We start from the raw sequence: 18,074 nt of genomic DNA, 5'->3' as shown, positions 1-18,074 counted from the left end.
AATGGATATCAATCAAATCCAAAGCAAATTAAATAGTTTAAAAGGCTGGCAAGCTAAGTATCGTGAGATCATGTTATTAGGTAAACAGCTGCCAGTATTACCTGAGCCACTAAAAACCCCTGATGCACAAGTTAAAGGCTGTGAAAGTAACGTTTGGCTTCATTTGGATCTAGATGAATCACAGCAAAGATTGGTCATCATCGCAGATTCGGATACACGAATTGTAAAAGGATTGCTAGCTATCATCCTAGCGTGTTACAACAACGCTCTCCCTCAGGATGCTCAATCAATTGATGCCTATCAGCTGTTTGAAGAAATGGGGCTAATTAAACATTTAAGCCCATCAAGAGGTAACGGCGTCAAAGCCATTGTTGAACTTATAAATAAAAAGGTTGCTGCAATTCAGTAGGATGACCTATACCGCTCCAAACGGTAAATTCCCATTCATCTTTTCCTTCATAAGCGCTGAGTTCTCTACGAAATGAGATTTCAGCGCTTATCGTAACTAAGGAGCGAGGTTTAATCAGCTAGGTTAACAAAAAACTAATGGCCACTTCGCATATAAAGCCAGTCCCCTAACCCTCTTAGTCATATTCTGAAAGCGATGACAGCGGGTTTTGCTATCTTTCTTACCCTGAATGAATCAAAATTATTAACTCAAAACTACTTTGGTATTTCGTCAATAAATTAATCTTCATGTTATCAATTTGATAGGATGCTTTTTATTCGATTAAGGTGCTTACATAAAGTCTAGAGAAAAATTTAATTACTAGGCTGCCAAGAAAAACTAAAAAAGTGTAATAAATTAATCACCCTTTTTGCACGGATAGCGACATATGCCTGCAATAGCATCACATGGTTTAAGCGATTAACTTTTTATTTAGAGCTGCGCCAATAAATGCACTTAACTTCGAAACTTTACCTGTAACAATAACTCTAATCCCCGATTTTCTCGCCTGGTTAATTACCATACTCAAAGGCTGAATGAAAAAAGTTTTTGGAGAGGAATATGGATAATCTGAGTAATAAAAACCCTTTAAATGGTGGTTATGGAAGTACGGTATCTCAGCAAGAGCCGGCGCTAATGATCTATTCGATAGGATTTGAATTTCAATCTTCGGACTTGTTTCCAGTGACACTATCATATGCCACTAATCAGGCTTTAAATGATATTCAACTTCCGAATGACTCAAACATAGAAGAGGAAGAGATAGACAATGACCCCGTTGACGGTGAAGGGTTTGTATGTTCATATGCCACTTGTGACGATATTCCTGAGGGAACCTTTGTAGATTTTTCTGTTCGTGATCACAATAGAATCAGCCTGACACTCGATGCAGTTGGCCCCAGTGACGAGCATACTTTTCTAAGAGAAATTGATCCATTTTATATTCCTGAAGATAAACGAGGAATGCCTGGATTTATATTCCTAGATAGCGATTTCCCGCTTGATACTGAGTTTCACCTACTAAATACGAATACTGAGGATATTTTAAGTTTTAACCAGTCCCCTTTTTCAATAGTACTTCCGAGTAAATTGCTGCAAAGTTATTATGAACACATTTGTGATCAAGTCTTGATCCCAGCTATTCGAAATATGAATTCTATTCGATGGCACGCACCTTATATGCAAAACGCAACTAAATATAACGTATTTCGATTTCCTTCCGATATAGAGAAAAACGATCAAACTTATTTTGGCTTTATTCAACACGCATTTTTGAACAGTGAAGCTGAAAGAATGTCTTTCGTGCCTCAAGTAACTATAGAGTGTAACCTCCGTGATGCTTTCCTTATTGTCAATGACCTATTGACGAATACCAGTATCGCAAAGGAGTATGATAAAGACTTTGCTGTCTACGAAAAAATATCAGAGTCTATCAAGTATGTTGAAAGGATGTTTGGGCCAGCCTACCAACAATACACGGGGATTGAGGCATTTAGCTTTGTCTTTTTACTTCATCAATATTGGTCTGTGATTGTTAATACTGGCAGCTCTAAACAATATCTAGGCATTGCGCTTCGTCACCTATTTTTAGACGTATTCTCATCTCTTTCTGGCGAAGAACAACAATTTATTAAACAAAATAAAGAGGTGATGCTTATGCTAGATCAGGTTAGCCAAACAGAGCCTAAAGATGGTATTTGCCGTTTTCCTTATAATAAGAATAAGAAGGTGCTAATAGAGTACCGCCTTTTCAACTACTTAGTTTCTGTAAATGGAATGCTAATTATTCCCAAAATATGAGCGCAATTTACTAGCCCAATACAGCTAATTTATGACTGTATTGGGCATATATTTAAAAGCTATCACACACAAAATATACTTAAAAGTACTTATTTGCTGCTTCGAGCACGCCTATCTAAGTATTTTCTGATCGACCGCGCAGCTGCAAAAAAACCAAAGCTGCCAGTAACCATAGTTGCGGATCCAAAGCCTGTAGCACAGTCCATATTCTTGCTGCCATCCGCTTGCTGCTTTGCTTTACAAACAGCACCATCTTCGGTCGGGTAAACAAGCTGCTCCGTTGAATAAACACAATCAACGGCAAACTTTCGTTTTGGATTTGATGTAAAGTTGTATTGCTTACGCAGTAGGTATCTCACCTTGGCGAGCAAAGGGTCATGGGTCGTCTTAGCGACATCACCAAAACAAATTTGGCTCGGGTCCGTTTGACCCCCTGCACCACCGGTTGTCATTACCGGTATTTTATTTCGCTTGCAATGTGCGATCAGGGCTGCTTTTTCTTTCACCGCATCAATACAGTCAATAACGTAATCAAAACCTTGAATATACTCTTTGATATTTTCAAGTGTGATAAAGTCATCGATAACGGTGATCTGACAATCTGGATTAATACTTTGCAAACGCGTTTTCATTGCTTCCGCTTTTATATCACCCACTGTTTCAGTAACGGCATGCAATTGACGATTGATATTCGTGACACATATATCATCCAGGTCAATTAAGGTGATATGTCCGATACCTGTCCTTGCCAGAGCTTCAGCGGCCCAGCTACCAACCCCACCAATCCCTATGACACAAAAGTGAGCTTCACTTAGCCATGCCAATTGCTGATCACCGTATAACCTGCCTATGCCACCAAAACGAAGTGACGTATCTTGTTCTGTCATATTACCACTCTAACTGCTCAGGCTGACGCCACGATAAAAAAATGTCATGCTCGATTAATTGCATGAATTGCGACCCTTCTTCTGGTACTGCGCTAAAACTTTGAAGTGTTCCATTCCAGTAAAATGACAGTGAAAAAGCATGAAGGTATACTCTATCTGACTGCTTACCACCATAGCTTTCATCACCCAATATTGGTGCTGATAAACTTTTTAATGCCACTCTAAGCTGATGTGTCTTACCACTGTATGGCTTAAGCAAACAGGCTCTTAAACCGGATTGAATACTCGCCGTATAAAACCGAGTGACCGCAGGGTTATCTTGGCTTTTTAGCAACTTATAAGTACCACGGCGCGACTTAGCCATATCACCTTTTATCCAACCTTGCTTTTTTTTCGGTTTATCTGAAATCAGCGCAAGGTAAAATTTACTTACCTCTCGATCCGTAAAAAGCGCTGTAAGCTTCGCGGCCGCTTGGCTTGATTTCGCCAAGACAATCAACCCAGAGGTCACCTTATCCAACCTATGTACCGGAAATAAACTGAAGCCCACCTGTTGTTCCAACAGTGCAACAAACCCTGCCTGCTCTTCACTGTGAAAGCTCAAGTTACAGGGTTTATAGGCAACAATGTAATCTTCGTGCTGCGCAATGACATTGAAGTTAGTCATTCAAAAACTCGACCACTCTCTCTAGGTCTTCTGGGGTATCCACACCTGCATGAACTGGTTTCATCGCCTTTGTAACCTTGATTGGGTAGCCATGAAACAATACCCTTAGTTGCTCGAGCGACTCTTGCACTTCAAGTGGTGAAACACTCAGTGCTAAATAAGTTTTAATAAAACCAGCGCGATAGGCATAAATTCCAACATGACGATTAAAATGCGACACTGGAATGCGCGCTTTATCCAAAGACATCATGCTGTCTCGCTGAAATGGAATGGGTGAGCGTGAAAAGTACAGTGCATTTTGATTAACATCACTGACTACTTTCACTGCATTGGGATTTAGAACTTCTTCTACGTCGTTAATATCTACACTCAAAGTGGCCATTGGCGCTGACGACTGGAATAACAAATCAGCAACTTGAGAGATGTTTTCAGGCTCTAATAGCGGCTCATCGCCTTGCACATTGACCATCAGTGTGTCGTCGTCTAAATTGAGTAACTCAACCACTTCAGCAAGGCGTTCTGTGCCTGATTGATGATCTTCACGCGTCATTAATACATTGTCAGTAAAGCGCTTTACTTCGTCATAAACCAATTGATGATCGGTAGCCACATAAACGGCTTTTGCACCCGATTTGACCGCCTGTTCATACACTCTTTGAATCATGGTTTTGCCACAAATATCAACCAGCGGTTTGCCCGGCAATCGCGTTGACGCATACCTTGCCGGTATGACAACTATGAATTCCACTTTTCTACCTCTTCAAGGGATAGCTCCCTTGCTTCATTTTCTAATAAAACAGGGATATCGTCTCTTACAGGGTAAGCAAGCTTTGCGGCTGTGCTTATAAGTTCTTTGTTTTCTTTATCGTAGGCTAATTTGCCTTTGCATACTGGGCAGGCAATAATTTCGAGTAATTTTGTATCAAACGCCATGGGTGATGATCCCCTTTTTATCTAATAAATTGTGGAGCTTAGTAATAAGCCCTTCTGACGGAACAGCATCTACACGTAAAAAATACCAGTTGTCTTTCGCAAACGACTGACATTTAACCGCGTCTTTTTCTGTCATGAATAAATTGTTTTTGCTAACTGTGTCAAAGTCCTGCTCAGTAAACATATGGTGATCAGCGAAATGCCGGCTTTGAATAATGTTTACTCCATTGGCTTTTAACGATTTTTCGAACCGAGCAGGGTTGCCTATCGCACTCACTGCAATGCCTTTAGGTGTAAAGCCACTCACCGGGAGTCCGGTTTTTACACTGAAAATACCCGTGGTATTGAGCGAATAGCCATCTTCTTTAATTGAACCATTAAATACAGTTAAGTCCACCGTCTTCAAGCGCTTAGGTAACTCTCTTAGAGGGCCTGCGGGCAATAAAAAGCCATTTCCAAAGCGACGTTCATTGTCGACAATACACACCTCGATATCTCGGTCCAGTTGGTAGTGTTGCAAACCATCATCGCTTACAATTATATCAGGTTCATTATTTTCAATGAGATATTCAATACTCGCTTGTCGATCTGCGCCAATGACCACATCGCAGCCAAGTCGCTTATAAATCAATAGTGGCTCATCGCCAGCTTGCAGTGCGGTACTCTCATTTGAAACTTGGTAAGGCGTATGAGGAGGTTTCGCGCCATAGCCTCTACTTATCACTGCTACTTTTAATCCCAATGATTGCAAATAAGGCACCAACCAAAGCACAAATGGCGTTTTTCCATTGCCACCAATGCCAATATTTCCAACAATCATTACTGGCACAGAGGCTTTGTACGAAGATTTAATCCCAAGGCGGAATAACACACGTCTACATCCGCTTATTAACCAAAATAGCGCACTCAGTGGCAACAACAAAATGTTAATTAGGCCAACTGGCTTGTACCAGCTCTTCTCTATTTTATTCACAATTATTCACCGTATTGCATTTTGCAAAGTGCTGAATATGCCCCATCCTTTGCTAATAAGTCTTGATGCTTTCCTTGTTCAAGCACACGCCCCTGCTCAAGTACATAGATTTGGTCTGCCTTTTCAATGGTAGATAAACGGTGTGCAATCACTATCGAAGTTTTATTCACCATAAGTTTATCCAACTCCTCTTGGATCAAACGCTCTGACTCGGTGTCTAAGGCCGAAGTTGCTTCATCAAGAATTAGAATTGGTGCATCTTTAACTATTGCTCTTGCAATGGCGATTCGCTGCCTTTGGCCGCCAGAAAGCATCACCCCATTTTCACCCACTTCGGTGTTGAGCCCATCTGGTAGATCTTTAACAAACTCCCAAACATGTGCTTTTTTGGCAACTTCCACTAACTCTTCGTCTGACATTTTTTCGTCTAGCCCATACATTATGTTGTTGGCTATCGTATCGTTAAACAACGTAACGTGCTGCGATACCAAAGCAAACTGCTTTCTTAAGCACGCCAAAGAATAATCGCTTAATTCAACGCCATCTAGCTTAATTGAACCGCTATCTAAATCGTAAAATCTGGGTAATAGACTTGAAAGAGTTGATTTGCCAGACCCACTTCGACCGACCAATGCTATGCTTTGGCCTGCTGGAATATCAATTGATAAGTTTTCAATAACTGGCTCATCTTTGGTTGGGTACGTGAAAGACACGTTATTAACAGATATATCTCCTGCAACGGCATCAACACTGTGCGTGCCTAGGTCTTTTTCTTTTTCCTGATCTAGTACTTCAAATATGCTATTGGCTGCCGCGATACCACGCTGAAAGTCACTATTAACATTCGCCAATTGCTTTAAAGGCCTTAACATCATCACCATAGCAGTAATTAGCGAAGCTACGACGCCTGGTGTTAGTGTATCGTGTACATCAGGCATAGCGATAATAGCAAGAACAACAGCCATTGCACTGGCTGCGATCAGCTGAATCACCGAAACGCTTAACGCTCTAGTCGCATCCATCTTCACGCGCTGCTGACGATTGTGGTTGTTAACCGTGGCAAAATGCGAAATTTCTTTTTCCTGTCCACCAAAACCATGAATTTCTTTGTGACCTGATAACATTTGTTCAGAGCTACGGGTGACCGCCCCCATCGCATCTTGTATTCTTTTCGAAATTTTTCTGAAACGTTTAGAGACGATACTGACCACGATGGCAACAAATGGCACGATCACTAAAAATAGCAATGACAACTTCCAGCTGATGGCGAACATTCCCCAAAGCAAGAAAACAACGAATGCGCCCTCTCTGATCGCAACCTGAAGTGCTCGAGTTACGGCCTGCTGGACCTGCTCTGTATCAAAAGTGATTTTCGAAACAAGCTCTCCGTTAGAGTGTTTGTCGTGAAATGAAACAGGCATAAATAGCATATGTTCATATAACTGTTGGCGCAGTTTCCTAACCACTTGAGATCCTACGTAACTCAAACAGTAAGATGACATGTAATTGAACACTCCCCGCCCAACAACGAGTAAAATAACAACAAAGGGCGCCATCGCCAGTACGTCTTGGTTTCCCTCAGTTAAACCTTCGTCCATAAATGGCTTCATAAGCTGGATAAACAGTGCATCCATTGCCGCATACCCAAGCATGCCAATGATGGCGAACATGGCGGCAGCTTTAAATTCGTAGGTGTAAGTCAAAAGCCTTTTATATATTTGCTTTCCAGACGATTGCATAGTGTTACTCTAAAACTTCAAAACCTCCTTATTGTATCCGCCAATACACAAAAACTGAATGCATTATCTTAAAAACCATAGATTTTTCGCGTTTCTTGCGGTGTAAACTTCAAAGTGGTCAGAAAACACTCTGATCTGAATTTGCCCATCTAACGCAGTATCGTATATTTTGTATTCTGCATCGAGATATCGCTTTAGTATTTGCTGGTGAGGTAATTGCCAAGCGGTGTTGTGGCTTCGAGAGAAAATCACTGTCTTTTTGTCACCAACTGCGCGGACAAAAGGTATGCTTGAAGAAGTGCGGCTACCATGATGTGGTGCCAGTAAAAAATCCGCGTGTAATTGCTTACCATATTGAGCCGTTAGTTTATTTTCCGTCACCGACTCGATATCACCTGGTAAAAGTAACTTGTGCTTCCCATCATCGACAATCACAACACAAGAGCTGTTGTTATCGTCATTCTGGCGTTCACTCGGCCAAATCGAACGAATGGTTAGCTGACCAAACGTTATTTCCTTCAAACCGCAAGGTTGCCTGTAAGGAGTGCCATGAAAAGCGTGCAAAGTTTCTCCAAACGAGAGCTTTATTAAATCTGGTAACCCGCCTGCATGGTCCCCGTCATCATGGCTCACAATAGTATGCACTAGCTGAATGTCTCTGGCACGTAGATAAGGTAAAATAACCTGTTCAAACATAGAATATGTACCAAAATAGTTAGCACCCAAGTCATATAAAAACCCTTTACCTTGATGCTGTACCAAGATGGCACTCCCGTGGCCAACGTCAAAAATATTGATTTGCCATGGTGGCGAAGTATCAACGGCCTTGTGGACCATTAACACAACCATGGGTATTACCGCGTAGGCACGAATAAGCGCATGGCCGAGCATAAACAAAATTAACATCATCAATACAGTTTGAGTGACAGATATATAACCCACTTCAAGCCAATTGTAATCAAGGTTAGTTAACCACTGATACCCGAGGTAAGTTAGGTGGTCTATTTGATCCATCAATTGAACGTTGTAGCCAACTGAAACTATTCCCTGGGCCAATAAGGCAGGAAAAATCGCGCAAGACAATAACGGGATCGCAATTAGGTTCACTATTACCCCGGATAAACTAACTCCTTGAAACGCAAAAACCATCAAAGGACTCAAAACAAGGAATAGAAGTAATTGTATCTTGAAAAACCATACGCACTTATTAACCCAACTTATTTTAAAACCATCGGAAGAAGATGGAGTTGTGAGCAACCACAAGATGCTCGCAACTGCGGCAAAAGAAAAATAAAGCCCTAAATTAAGTAGTGTAAATGGTGAGATGAGTAATATAACCGTTAGTGCATATGTCAAAGTTCGGGTATAGCTGACTCTCGCTCCCAGTGCGTAACATAGAACACCTAAAAATGTCATGAACCACGCACGCTGTGCTGATACTTGCATACCACTTAGTACAACATAGCCACCAGCCAATACCAGCGCACACACTAACCCCAAAATATGTACATTCACGCTTTGCGATATTAGGTTTTTAAAAGGGTAAATTACTGTTTTTATTAAAAGGAAACTTAGAGAAAAGAAAATCGCAATATGCAAACCAGAAATAGCCAATAAGTGACTCAAGCCCAACATGCGAAAGCGCTCTTTTTCTATTTGAGGAATTAGTGTTTTATCTCCAGTCATCAGTACGTAGTAAAACCAGCCAAATTTATACGCGCCGAATGTACTCAACACAAAATGTCTATACTTATCTTGCAGGGTATTAGTGTCCCCTATTCTATACGTTACTTTTAGCTTGCCCTTAAAATAGACATGATTGCGAAAGGCATATAACTCCTTATCGAAGCCATATATATTTTTTCTCGAACGAAAAGTTTTTAGTTTGGCAATTCCGGAGACCATGTCGCCTTCATGCAAGGTGATATTGCCAGAATCCGTTGATAAATTAGCATACGCATGTTGCCAGGCTTTTACCTGAAACTTGTCAATAGATTTGATGTCTACCTGTATGTAAGGGCGTTTTCCTGCTTTTATAATTTGGGTCACTTGAGCGGTGATTTTTACTGGTTTATCAACAACTAGGTTTTTCCAAGAAAGCTGATAAAACAGTTGGTAATGTAAAGCTGTAACAAAAATACCTAAAATAAAACCTGCCAAAACGTTTGAAAAAAGCTTAAAATAGCTACTAACAAAAACGAGCAAGGCTAAACTGCCGGGTAACTGCCAATTATCCATGTAAAACACGGATATAAGACACCCACAGATTATGCCGCAGCAAATCAATATTGAAGTAGATGGTTGCTCTATATGGCGAAGAAAACGATCCAACGCTTTTTACCCGATCACAATAAGATCAAAGAACAAAAATCGTTAAGAATTTTTGGAAGTTTATTGCATGATGCAAACCTTTGGCATCTTAATCGACGCTCAGCAAGGGGTGCATTTTCCGTTGGACTATTTTTTGCGTTCATCCCTGTCCCTTTTCAAATGGTTTTAGCGGCTGCACTCGCAATTCCATTTCGAGTAAACTTGCCTTTATCAATTGCGCTTGTTTGGATTACAAACCCGCTGACAATGCCACCAATATTTTACTGTTCTTATCTTGTCGGGGTTTTTGCCCTTGGTCAAGAGATGCAGCCTTTCCATTTTGAGCCAACATGGGCATGGTTAACAGAAAGTATTACCACCATCGGCCCTGCATTTATCGTAGGATCGTTGATCTGTGCATGTATCGCAGCCATTATCGGCTTTTTTGGTATAGATTATCTTTGGAGACGCTCTGTAAATAAAGCGTGGGAAGCAAGAAATCAATAAATTTTGAGCAGGAGTTTATGGGAGCCCCCATCAAAAACTAGCGTTCATAAAAAAAGGGCCTGAGGCCCTTTTTTTATTTGTTTACTTTCTGCGTCTGCGCAACATTAATAGCGGCAGAGCCAATAAACTAAATACACCAAAAGATGCTGAGCTTCTCTCGTAAGTTTCAGCTTCTTCAGGAGCACATTGCTCAGGTTGGCCACTGCTATCTGGAGTTAGTAACACAGGCACTGCTATTGACTCATATTCATCTGCACCTGAGCTATCTTTCATCACTTGTCCAAGACTATCCCTGCGCTTTGCCGTTTTTGTAGCGACACCGTATATTCGATTGTCGTCCGTTATCTTAACAGCTTCTACAACACTGTAAGGAAAAGCATCACTTTTACACGGTAACAAGTCGTTTATGTTTTGTAGCTCCGAGTTGGCAGTATTATAAAGAAACGCCTCTCTTCTTGGGTTGTCACCTAAATTCTCGGCTTCTGCCTGACCAACGATATAACCGGCATCATTGATGTCTTCAGGGAATAAGGCTGAGCCGTCATAAAATGACTTTATTTCTGTATACTTTTTGTCGTTAACATTGAAGTAATAGCCTTTAACTTGCTCTTGTCGACCAAGTGTAAACTCATTGAAACGGTAACCGATTGCAATACCTTGATTATTAATTGCAACGCCACGGCTTGACTCATAACCTTCAACATGGTCAATCATTTGCGTAAAAGTACCATCTTTATAAAAACCAGCTCTTTGCCTAACTATAAAGTTGTCGTCTTTACGTGTTTGTGAATGGCCAACAACAACGCCTGCATTATTAACAGCTAAAGCTGTTCCAATATGAGCACGCTCTTCATCATCTTCGCGAACAAGACCAGCACCTAAGCTTTTAGATTCACCCGAAATAATGTTGAAATTAGCGTCAAGCTTCCACTGGTATGCTTCGCGGTTGTAATACTCAGATAAATTCTGCAATCGCCAAACACACACATTCACAGGCTCGCTTTCATTTTTACAAATATCGTTAAAGCGATCTTGACCATCTTTAGCAACACTAACGGCACTTTGACCTATTACTAGATAGGTTCCGTCATCTAATTTTTGTACGTCGGCAGCCATACTCTGCCCGCCGTAATCCGCTTCAAAGCTTGGCGATGGTAATTCAATCACTTCTCCTGCTGGCGTTATAAACACCGCTCTAGAGGAAAACTCGCGCTCAAAAAAGACCGTTGTTTCATTTTCGTCTTTTTTAGTAAATTCGTTCTTTTTCGTGTATGGCGCTGTACCCCAACCTACCATGGCGCCATCTGATGCAACCGCAGTGATAAAAGAGACGACTGAACGAGATAACTCTCCTCCTGTATAATCTCTTTGCTCATCAAAAATGACCTTTTCGTCGGCGCTCGAAGTCGCATATATCAAGCTGGTGCTAGAGTTTAATTTTTGAAATTCTGCATTACCACTACGCTGACTTAAATAGCCACGCATAAATGCATGTGCGTCTGGATCGGTTGCTGTAGCATTATTATTTTGGATATCATCAAGCGTAAATTTGATAGGATCATCGATTCTATCTCTCGCGTCTTTCAACTGATCATATTCTCTTATCAATGAATCATCGCTAAAGTCGATATAGCTAACATCAATTTTTAAGTTAAAGAGTTCAGTTGCTCGCCCTGCAACAACACCTGAGTCATTAGCATCAGAGACAAAGGTATTCTTTGATCCAATATGTGATGGCAACTCTGTTAATTGGTACGTTGCAGCAAATAGCTGCCCTGAAAAGCACAAACCAATACTGGCGGCTAAAAGTGAATATCTCATTTCAATCCTTACTGCTGATTCTGTAAAGCTTCTAATTCTTCCCAACGTTCATACGCGGTTTCGAGCTTGGACTCCAATTCCGCAAGTTGGTTCAATGCTTGTTGTGTTACATCAGACTCTTGTTTAAAGAACTCAGGGGAGTTAACTAATTCTTGCTGACTTTCAAGCGCGGATTCAAGCTCCTCTACTTTACTCGGCAAGCCTTCTAATTCAAGTTTTAATTTGTAACTGAGCTTACTAGATTTGTTTTTACTTGTATCTCGCTTTGCCGGGCTCGCCGTTGCTTTTTCTTTATCTAACTTCTCTAGCTCTTTTTGTTGCGCCTGTTTATTATCACGATAAGACTCAAAGTCACTATATCCACCGACTATCTCAGTAACAACGCCATCCCCTTCAAACGCCCACACGCTATTACAGGTATTATCAATAAACTCCCTATCGTGACTGACAATTAAAATTGTACCTTGATACTGAGTGATAATTTCCTCTAACAGTTCAAGTGTCTCAATATCGAGATCGTTGGTCGGTTCATCCAAAACCAATACATTTGAAGGCTTTAAGAATAGTTTTGCTAGAAGTAATCGGTTTTTCTCACCACCTGACAGTGCTTTTACTGGTGTTCTCGCTCTTGCTGGTGGAAATAAAAAGTCTTGTAAATAGCCTAAAACATGTCGACTTCTACCACCAATTGCAACTTCTTGCTTACCTTCAGCGACATTGTCTTGCACTGTCATTTCTTCATCAAGCTTTTCACGGTATTGGTCAAAATAAGCAACTTCTAAGTTCACACCTTGCTTAATTTTACCGCTGTCGGCTGACAACTTGCCAAATAAAAGCTTAAGTAAAGTCGTTTTACCAATACCATTTGGACCAATTAGTCCAACACGGTCACCACGCATAACCAAGGTCGAAAAGTCTTTAACAATTGGCTTATCTTTAAATGCGTGATTTACAAAGTTGGCCTCAAACACTAGCTTACCTGAACGCTCTGCCGACTCAATATTGAAATCAGCTTTACCGACCTGCTCAACACGTTGTTTACGCTCTACGCGCAAAGCCTTCAATGCACGTACTCTGCCTTCATTACGTGTTCTTCTCGCTTTGATCCCTTGTCTGATCCAAGCCTCTTCTTCAGCAAGTTTTTTATCAAACAGCGCATTTTGCGTTTCTTCTACTTTTAAGTCATGGGCTTTTTGATCTAGATACTTAGCGTAGTTTCCTGGATAAGACACTAGCTTACCTCTGTCTAAGTCTAAAATTCTTGTCGCCACAGCTCTGATAAAAGCACGATCGTGGGAAATAAAGACTATGCCACCTTTAAAATCTTTTAAAAACGATTCAAGCCATTCCACACTTGCCATATCTAAGTGGTTGGTTGGCTCATCTAGTAGCAATAAATCAGGATCGCTTACCAACGCCTTTGCCAAAGCAACTTTTCTCAACCAACCACCAGAGAGCTTTTCCAAACGCATTTGCGCTGTCAGTTGTAACTGGCTCAATACCAAGTTGATACGACTTTCAAAACGCCATGCATCCGCAGCTTCAATCTCTGCAGACAATCGTTCAAGTTTATTTAGCAGGTTCGTTGATTGATCAGTTTGAAGCGCCTCACTGACGTGGTTGTATTCAATTAAAAGACTCGCAACGTCAGGTAAGCCTTGTGCCACGTAGTCAAATACACTCCCCTCGGCGCCTTTTGGCGGGTCCTGTTCAAGTCGCGATACTTTTAATCCGGTCAAACGGTTTATTTCACCATCATCAAGTAATACTTGACCATCAAGGACCTTCAATAAAGTTGATTTACCAGCACCGTTTCTGCCAACAATACACACTCGCTCTCCTGCTTCGATTAGCGCATCAGCATTGTCTAATAACGGATGAGAACCAAAAGCAAGTTGTGCTTTAGCAATTCTAATTAAATCCATCTTCTTGTATAAACTCTTCAATTTGTTGTTGAGTAAATGGCCAGTTCAGCAATTTACCTGTTTTTATATTCTTTATTACTGGGATTGAAGTTTGAAATTGTGTCATCAATTTCTCGTCTTCCAAAATATCTTGATGATGAATGTCGTTAGCAGCAAGCACATTAATTGCTAAAGCATATGCTTGCTCACAAAGATGACATCCATCAGTATGATATAAAACCACCTTAGCCATGGGTGATAAGCCAGCTATTGTGAATTTGCTTGTTGCGCTTAAAGTCAGGAGATAGTGTCTCCTTTGAGATATTTTCCGCTTTCAGCCCCAAGCCCATTAATGCAACTTCATCCATTTTAAATCCACGCTTGTTGTTAGAGAACAACAAAACGCCATCTGGGCTCAAAATATTCTTAACCCAAGTTAGCAATTGAATGTGGTCTCTTTGCACATCAAAAACATTCTTCATTCGCTTTGAGTTTGAGAACGTAGGAGGATCTAAGAAGATCAGATCATACTGACCTTTCGCATGCTCAAGCCAGTTCAGACAGTCAGCTTGTTCGAATCTAAAGCGCGGATTTTTAAGGTTATTAAGCGCAAAGTTCTCTTCAGCCCACTTGAGATATGTCTTTGACATATCAACTGTCGTCACCGACTTAGCACCACCAAGTGCTGCGTGAACAGACGCAGTACCTGTATAGGCAAATAGGTTTAACACTCGCTTGTCTTGTGCGTTTTGTTGAATAAAGCGACGCGCTAAACGATGGTCCAAAAATAGGCCTGTGTCTAAATAATCGTATAAATTGACTTTAAATTTGGCACCAAATTCTTCAATGACTTGATAACGATTTTGCTTCTCATAAGAAGTGTACTGCTCATCACCTCGTTGCTTTTTACGCACCTTTACGGCCAAATTACTTGGAGAAATATCTAATGTCTCAGCAGTCAAAGAGATGACATCTTGTAATCGCTTATCGGCAACTTCCGCGTTGATTTCTTTCGGCGCTGCGTATTCAAAAATTACTGCATTGTCGTCATACACATCAACAGCTACGTTGTACTCTGGAATATCAGCATCATATAGACGATAAGCTTGAACAGCTTCTTTTTTCAACCAACTTTTCAAGCCTTGCTTGTTCTTTTTCAAGCGATTTGCAAATGCGCGAGACTGTTCATAATGTAACTCTGAAGCTTGTTGGTTTTGCGCAACTTGTTTTTCGTTCAACTCATATAAATATAAGGTAACGTCTATTGGACCATTCTTAAATTTATAGCGTTTCTTAGATGCCAACTTCAGAAGTCTAAATAGTTCATCGTCCGTACCAAGCAGCGCGGCATTCCAATCTTGGTAATACTTTTTAAAACTTGCACCCATGTTACGGTAAAGGCTAATTAGCTCGGCCATTGAGCCCAAACGCTCACCGTAAGGTAAGTTACTTAGCACTGTACCTGGACGTTTCGCAACAGACTGTAACTTACCTGCATCTGCCACTTTAAACTGGATAAACTCGCCCACACCAGCGCGATTAGCATTAGATTTTGCGGTTTCTACTACCTTTGAATCTATGTCGTGACCAATTAACCAAAGCTTGGAGTCTACTTTTTGCTGTTTTAGCTCTTTTTGCAACTCTTTGAATTTTGCCTCTCTGAAACTTGGCAAACGTTTAAATGCAAAAGCTTTATTCAGATTGGTAGGTGCTTTTAGCGCCATGCTCGCAGCTTCGATGAGTAACGTACCTGACCCACAACAAGGGTCAAAAAGCGGCTTAGACGTATCATTCAACCAGCCACTACGAGTCACAAGTGCAGCCGCAAGATGCTCACGGATTGGCGCCTTGCCTTGTTTTAAACGGTAGCCACGATCCGATAACCTTGGCCCTGAGTAGTCCAAATACAATGCAATTTTTTGTTTGTTGAGCTTGGCAATGATTCGAACATTGGCATCTTGTTTATCTACAGACGGGCGCTGCTCATAAAGGTCTTGAAAATAATCAACCACGGCATCTTTGATAACTAACCCTGAAAACTGAGTGTTTTTTAATTCTTTATTTGTACCGTTGAATTCGACAGCAAAAGTTTGTGAAGGACCAAACCACTCTTGCCACCCCTGAAAGCGAGCAAATTTATAAAGGTCATCTTTATTATTAATGTCTTCATGCTCGTCAATCAACAACATAACGCGCGTTGCGTATCGCGTCATCATACAAAACTTTTGAGCAGTGAGGTTGTCGGCGTCAAAGCGAACCGAACCAATGCTTTGCTTTGTAACTTTAATTTCGAAAGATTGAAGTTCTTCGACTAGTAAATTTTCGATGCCAATCGATGTAAGCGCAATAAACTGCAATGTGATAACCCTGTAATTTCAATTGACGCGAGTATAACACAGCTATGTAAAGACGGGGATTGGATTAAGCTCTTATGCTTACTTTATTACTAACCAATACTGGGTGAATGCGATCATTCAAAACTTTTATTGCTTGGAACTGTTCTAAGCTAATATTTTCATCAAGTTGGAAGTCTGCAGTCAAGTTAATGCACAAACTGGCTTCACGTTCATGATCAACAATAAGGCACTCGCCAGCCATCACTTTAGACTTAAGGCTTACAACTGCGTTGCAAAGTACCTCTGTCCCTGCATATGGCCGAAAAAACCAGCTTTTTGCTTGCACAGGTAATAAGTGAAACTTTGCAGCTGTTGCGTTCAGAGCAATCTGGCAGCACTGTGCTTCAGACCAAACTGAATAACTACACAAGTAGTCAAAGACATTTTGATAAAATTGCGCTTCTTCAACGCTAAAGGTAGGACTGGAATCAGAATCAGCCGTAAGTTGGCGAAGACGATATGGAGTGCAAAGCTGTAGCTCATCACCCAAATCAACAAGCAAACGGTTCTGCACGCGACATTGAAGCCAACGCCACTCTTTTGATGCTTGCAAAATCGCCCTCCGCATTACTATTAAATTAATTCAACCAGTAACGCGAAGTATATCGCGATTTTTGCAAGTGTGAAAATATTTATAATAACAATTTGTTTAGGATCTTTTCGTTATATGACTGATCCTTATAAAGAGTTTACGATCCTTTTGATCAATTGTGGCCCTTCGTATATAAAACCAGTATAAACCTGAACTAAATCTGCGCCTGCATTTAGCTTTTCTTTTGCCGCGTCCGCACTATCGATGCCACCGACACCAATAATAGGTAATTTACCTTCAGTCAAACGCTTTAATTCAGTCACGACATGGGTTGATTTTTCACGTACAGGACGACCAGATAGACCCCCTGCTTCATTGGCATACTCAAGCCCCTGTACTGCATCTCTCGCCAGCGTAGTATTGGTCGCTATAACGCCATCAATTCTATTATTTACAAGAGATTCAGCAATTTGCGTAAGCTGTACCGCATCTACATCAGGCGCAATCTTAACTAACATAGGCACAGATTTTTTGTGCTTTTCAATTAAATCAACTTGCTCATTCTTCAAACTTTGTAACAGGTCGTCTAACGCTTCACCATACTGTAAATCACGCAGTCCGGGAGTGTTTGGAGAAGAGATATTTACCGTGATATAAGAAGCGTGTTCAAACACTTTTCTCATACAGTGGATGTAATCATCCTTACCTTGCTCGTTAGGTGTATCTTTGTTCTTACCAATATTGATCCCAAGGATCCCGGTATAATTTGATGCTTTTACATTGGCGACTAAATTGTCGACACCTTTGTTGTTGAATCCCATTCTGTTAATCACAGCATGGGCTTCTGGAAGACGAAATATACGTGGCTTGTCGTTACCCGCTTGCGGTCTTGGTGTTACAGTACCAACTTCGATAAATCCGAAACCCATTTGACCAAATGCGTCAATACACTCTGCGTTTTTGTCTAAACCTGCAGCTAACCCTACCGGGTTGTCAAATTCTAAGCCTAAAAAGTTAACTGGCTTTTTAGGTAGAGACTGAGACCAAGCGAGACTTAATGGGGTATTTTTGAAACGGCGCAAGTTGCCTAGAGCAAAGTCGTGGGCCCATTCCGCATCTTTATTAAACATATAACGACGTGCTAAATCGTAAAACAT

16 protein-coding genes are annotated in these 18,074 nt (G+C 40.9%); 3 read left to right on the top strand and 13 right to left on the bottom strand.

Annotated features, from left to right (window positions below; all coding sequences use genetic code 11):
- Position 1 precedes the first annotated feature (1 nt).
- Positions 2 to 409, top strand: a complete 408-nt coding sequence (locus N483_RS20440; protein ID WP_023399435.1) for a SufE family protein — start codon at positions 2 to 4, stop codon at positions 407 to 409.
- 600 nt (positions 410 to 1,009) lie between these two features.
- Positions 1,010 to 2,248: a hypothetical protein gene (locus N483_RS20435; RefSeq protein ID WP_023399434.1), complete on the top strand. Its 1,239-nt coding sequence runs from the start codon at positions 1,010 to 1,012 to the stop codon at positions 2,246 to 2,248.
- Positions 2,249 to 2,337: 89 nt separating this feature from the next.
- Here N483_RS20435 and tcdA read toward each other — a convergent pair whose 3' ends face one another.
- The 7 genes from tcdA to N483_RS20400 all read right to left on the bottom strand — a co-directional run bounded on the left by tcdA (position 2,338) and on the right by N483_RS20400 (position 9,733).
- Positions 2,338 to 3,135 (bottom strand): tRNA cyclic N6-threonylcarbamoyladenosine(37) synthase TcdA, encoded by a 798-nt coding sequence (tcdA, locus tag N483_RS20430; RefSeq protein WP_023399433.1) that lies wholly within the window; start codon positions 3,133 to 3,135, stop codon positions 2,338 to 2,340.
- A gap of 1 nt (position 3,136) precedes the next feature.
- Positions 3,137 to 3,802: a TIGR01621 family pseudouridine synthase gene (locus N483_RS20425; protein WP_023399432.1), complete on the bottom strand. Its 666-nt coding sequence runs from the start codon at positions 3,800 to 3,802 to the stop codon at positions 3,137 to 3,139.
- Complete coding sequence (gene kdsB / locus N483_RS20420) at positions 3,795 to 4,550, bottom strand: 3-deoxy-manno-octulosonate cytidylyltransferase (RefSeq protein ID WP_023399431.1); 756 nt, start codon at positions 4,548 to 4,550, stop codon at positions 3,795 to 3,797. The genes N483_RS20425 and kdsB overlap by 8 nt, the downstream gene beginning before the upstream one ends.
- The gene (locus N483_RS20415) at positions 4,538 to 4,735 is read right to left on the bottom strand and encodes a Trm112 family protein (RefSeq protein ID WP_023399430.1); all 198 of its coding nucleotides are present in this window, start codon (positions 4,733 to 4,735) and stop codon (positions 4,538 to 4,540) included. The genes kdsB and N483_RS20415 overlap by 13 nt, the downstream gene beginning before the upstream one ends.
- Positions 4,725 to 5,708: a tetraacyldisaccharide 4'-kinase gene (lpxK, locus tag N483_RS20410; protein WP_036976157.1), complete on the bottom strand. Its 984-nt coding sequence runs from the start codon at positions 5,706 to 5,708 to the stop codon at positions 4,725 to 4,727. The genes N483_RS20415 and lpxK overlap by 11 nt, the downstream gene beginning before the upstream one ends.
- A gap of 2 nt (positions 5,709 to 5,710) precedes the next feature.
- Complete coding sequence (gene msbA / locus N483_RS20405) at positions 5,711 to 7,447, bottom strand: lipid A export permease/ATP-binding protein MsbA (RefSeq protein WP_023399428.1); 1,737 nt, start codon at positions 7,445 to 7,447, stop codon at positions 5,711 to 5,713.
- Positions 7,448 to 7,510: 63 nt separating this feature from the next.
- On the bottom strand, positions 7,511 to 9,733 hold the full coding sequence (locus N483_RS20400) for a DNA internalization-related competence protein ComEC/Rec2 (protein WP_331245866.1): 2,223 nt from the start codon (positions 9,731 to 9,733) through the stop codon (positions 7,511 to 7,513).
- Positions 9,734 to 9,757: 24 nt separating this feature from the next.
- Here N483_RS20400 and N483_RS20395 point away from each other — a divergent pair, with 24 nt between their 5' ends.
- Positions 9,758 to 10,264 carry a DUF2062 domain-containing protein gene (locus tag N483_RS20395; RefSeq protein ID WP_023399426.1) on the top strand — a complete coding sequence of 169 codons (507 nt, stop codon included), beginning with the start codon at positions 9,758 to 9,760 and terminating at the stop codon, positions 10,262 to 10,264.
- A gap of 81 nt (positions 10,265 to 10,345) precedes the next feature.
- Here N483_RS20395 and N483_RS20390 read toward each other — a convergent pair whose 3' ends face one another.
- The 6 genes from N483_RS20390 to pyrD form a co-directional block, all read right to left on the bottom strand.
- Positions 10,346 to 12,085: a DUF3466 family protein gene (locus tag N483_RS20390; RefSeq protein ID WP_023399425.1), complete on the bottom strand. Its 1,740-nt coding sequence runs from the start codon at positions 12,083 to 12,085 to the stop codon at positions 10,346 to 10,348.
- Between the two features lie 8 nt (positions 12,086 to 12,093).
- Positions 12,094 to 14,010 (bottom strand): ABC transporter ATP-binding protein, encoded by a 1,917-nt coding sequence (locus N483_RS20385; protein WP_023399424.1) that lies wholly within the window; start codon positions 14,008 to 14,010, stop codon positions 12,094 to 12,096.
- Complete coding sequence (locus N483_RS20380; RefSeq protein ID WP_023399423.1) at positions 13,997 to 14,242, bottom strand: glutaredoxin family protein; 246 nt, start codon at positions 14,240 to 14,242, stop codon at positions 13,997 to 13,999. The genes N483_RS20385 and N483_RS20380 overlap by 14 nt, the downstream gene beginning before the upstream one ends.
- A complete protein-coding gene (rlmKL, locus tag N483_RS20375; RefSeq protein WP_023399422.1) occupies positions 14,235 to 16,346 on the bottom strand; it encodes a bifunctional 23S rRNA (guanine(2069)-N(7))-methyltransferase RlmK/23S rRNA (guanine(2445)-N(2))-methyltransferase RlmL in 2,112 nt (703 codons plus the stop codon). Before rlmKL ends, N483_RS20380 begins: the two co-directional genes overlap by 8 nt.
- A 64-nt stretch (positions 16,347 to 16,410) precedes the next feature.
- Complete coding sequence (locus N483_RS20370; protein WP_036976238.1) at positions 16,411 to 16,941, bottom strand: cell division protein ZapC domain-containing protein; 531 nt, start codon at positions 16,939 to 16,941, stop codon at positions 16,411 to 16,413.
- 122 nt (positions 16,942 to 17,063) lie between these two features.
- Complete coding sequence (gene pyrD / locus N483_RS20365) at positions 17,064 to 18,074, bottom strand: quinone-dependent dihydroorotate dehydrogenase (RefSeq protein WP_023399420.1); 1,011 nt, start codon at positions 18,072 to 18,074, stop codon at positions 17,064 to 17,066.

The organism is Pseudoalteromonas luteoviolacea NCIMB 1944 (assembly GCF_001625565.1).
In the GTDB taxonomy this organism is placed as follows: Bacteria; Pseudomonadota; Gammaproteobacteria; order Enterobacterales; family Alteromonadaceae; genus Pseudoalteromonas; species Pseudoalteromonas luteoviolacea_F.
Note: the sequence above shows the minus strand (reverse complement) of the source record. Positions and strands in the feature narration are given on the sequence as shown.

Excerpts from the sequence above, each read along its gene's own strand:
- N483_RS20415 (WP_023399430.1), bottom strand. The coding sequence starts at position 4,735 with ATGGCGTTTGATACAAAATTACTCGAAATTATTGCCTGCCCAGTATGC.
- N483_RS20425 (WP_023399432.1), bottom strand. The coding sequence starts at position 3,802 with ATGACTAACTTCAATGTCATTGCGCAGCACGAAGATTACATTGTTGCC.
- N483_RS20385 (WP_023399424.1), bottom strand. The coding sequence starts at position 14,010 with ATGGATTTAATTAGAATTGCTAAAGCACAACTTGCTTTTGGTTCTCAT.
- tcdA (WP_023399433.1), bottom strand. The coding sequence starts at position 3,135 with ATGACAGAACAAGATACGTCACTTCGTTTTGGTGGCATAGGCAGGTTA.
- N483_RS20395 (WP_023399426.1), top strand. The coding sequence starts at position 9,758 with ATGGCGAAGAAAACGATCCAACGCTTTTTACCCGATCACAATAAGATC.
- N483_RS20380 (WP_023399423.1), bottom strand. The coding sequence starts at position 14,242 with ATGGCTAAGGTGGTTTTATATCATACTGATGGATGTCATCTTTGTGAG.
- pyrD (WP_023399420.1), bottom strand. The coding sequence starts at position 18,074 with ATGTTTTACGATTTAGCACGTCGTTATATGTTTAATAAAGATGCGGAA.
- N483_RS20435 (WP_023399434.1), top strand. The coding sequence starts at position 1,010 with ATGGATAATCTGAGTAATAAAAACCCTTTAAATGGTGGTTATGGAAGT.
- N483_RS20390 (WP_023399425.1), bottom strand. The coding sequence starts at position 12,085 with ATGAGATATTCACTTTTAGCCGCCAGTATTGGTTTGTGCTTTTCAGGG.
- msbA (WP_023399428.1), bottom strand. The coding sequence starts at position 7,447 with ATGCAATCGTCTGGAAAGCAAATATATAAAAGGCTTTTGACTTACACC.
- N483_RS20440 (WP_023399435.1), top strand. The coding sequence starts at position 2 with ATGGATATCAATCAAATCCAAAGCAAATTAAATAGTTTAAAAGGCTGG.